This is a genomic window from Pseudomonas sp. P4_C3 (assembly GCF_056402075.1).
In genome coordinates, this window is sequence record NZ_JBFUIC010000527.1 from 1 (window position 1) to 1991 (window position 1991).

Genomic DNA, 1991 nt, shown 5'->3' on the forward strand with positions numbered 1-1991 from the left:
GGCACCACGCACCGTTCGCCGTCCTGCTGAAGATGCTCGTGGGTATGGTATTCGCGACGCTCCAGACGCTCGCGCGTGAAGCGTTTTTCCCGCGACAGGCGCGAGAACCAGTACAGCAATTCGTCGGTGGCGCCGTCAGGTTCCTGCTCCAGCAGCCAGGTCATCAGGTCCGGCATCGGCAAGGCGTCTTCGCAGCGTTCGAGCATTTCCCGAACGGTGCGTGGTGCCCGTGGCGCTTCGCCYTTCTGGGTCTTGTGAGCCTTGGGGAAACGTGCCGGTTTCGGTTCGAAGCGGGCCAACGCATAAACGTAGGCTTCGACCTGACTGGCACTGCCAAGGAAGGTGCTTTGCGGGCGAGTGAACATCGGCATGGCCGCTTGTGGCACGGCGTCGATGCCTTTGCGGCGGATCATCGACAGGGCCAGTGCCGCGCCACGGGTCACGGCGTTGTGTCGGCGCGCTTCTTCACGCAACGGCAGCAGCAGTTCGCGGGCATGACGCAGGGTCAGTTGGGCGCTGGTCTGCATTTCGAGGATGCGTGCGTGGGTGCGCAGCAGCATGTCGTCGTCGACCAGGTGGCCGAGGCGCTGCTGTTCGCTGAGCATCTTCAGCAGGACGGTTTCGACCTTGCGCACGCCTTGTTCGAAGGCGCCGTCGGCGTTCACCAGATCAATCATCGGCTCGACGTATTCGTCCCAGGTCGCCAGCACTTCAGCGTAACGCTGGCGCAACGGTATTTGCCGATCGCTGGTTTTCGCCCGTTCGGCGACGGCCACCAGTGCCTGTTCGTCGTTATCGAGTTTTTTCAGTACGTCGCGAACCCGCATGTCGAGCAGGCGCAACTGGCGGGCCAGGTCATTGCCGTCGCGGATATCGAACGCGTCCTGGATATAACCGGCCAGACGCTCGAGGTGGCGCAGGTAGGCTTCGATTTCCAGGCACAGGCCCAGGCGGTGTTCACGGCGCAGATAGGCGAGGAAGTCGTGAATCTGCGCATTGAGCTCGAAACGGTTCGGGCTTTTGGCCACGGGAACCAGGATGTCGAGGCGAATCCACACGTCGAGCAGGCTGGTGATGTCCTGCGGCGTACTGTCGAGTTGCTGGGCGGCCAACTGTGAACGCAATTCGTTGAGGCTCAGGGTGCCTTGGTCGAAGTGCTCGCACAGTGGCTCCAGAAGTGCCCAGTGTTCAGCGAGGGCGCGCAAGACGCGCTTGGGTTCGATCATCGGAATGGCCGGCTGGTTGGCGATTAAAAGCGGCGATTGTACTGCATCGGGGGCAATGCGATTCAATCTCGGGACGGGCTGTCGCATTCTTTCGATAAAGAGCATCGGTCGAGGCTATCGATCAACAGCAAGCGATCTTGAGCGAACGGCGGTAGAATCAGCGCACTTTAGTTATCCACAAGTGGCCGACCTTTGCTTATCGAGTCCCGTCGTCGCGCTTATCTGGCCGCCATGCAGGTGGTCAACTGGCTGCCGCGCACCGAATTGCCCTTTGCCGCACCGTCGCGGCCCGAGCTGCTGGAGACCCCCGAGCCGATTGTGGTTGCGCCTGTCGTGCCCGCTGTTGTGGCCCAGACGCCCGTGGCGCCTGTGGCCAAGCCGGTCGAGCGGGCGAAGATCGAGGTGCCGCGCCCATCGCTGGCAAGCACGCGCACCGGGGCCAAACCGGTGGAAGAGGCTGAAGAGGCGCCGGTCGTGGTCAAGGCCCCGATCGTGCCGCCCCCGCGTTTCGCCCTGCAATTGTTGCGGGCCGGGCGTTGCCTGCTGCTGGTGGAGTTACCCACAGGCGAATCCTTCCAGAGCCGTGATCCTGCTTACCTGCTGCTCAAAGACATGTTGCGCGCCGCCGGTCTGCCGGACAGCCCGCAGATCGTCGGTGAGCCGGTGCGTTGGCCGCTGTTGGTGCGAGGCACGATGGATCAGGGCCCGGAAGCGGCCCGAGACTTCGTGCAAGGTTTCCTCTCGGTGCGCATGGAAGAAACGCCC

The 1991-nt window shown here is 63.0% G+C and carries 2 protein-coding genes; one reads left to right on the forward strand and one right to left on the reverse strand.

Features of this window, described 5'->3' with window-relative positions:
- The coding region (gene mksB, locus AC1DVH_RS30210; protein ID WP_477756879.1) for an Mks condensin complex protein MksB at positions 1–1226 on the reverse strand (1226 nt) is incomplete at its 3' end.
- Positions 1227–1457: 231 nt separating this feature from the next.
- Here mksB and AC1DVH_RS30215 point away from each other — a divergent pair.
- Positions 1458–1991 (forward strand): energy transducer TonB (locus tag AC1DVH_RS30215; RefSeq protein WP_477756880.1); only part of this gene is annotated, 534 nt, incomplete at its 3' end.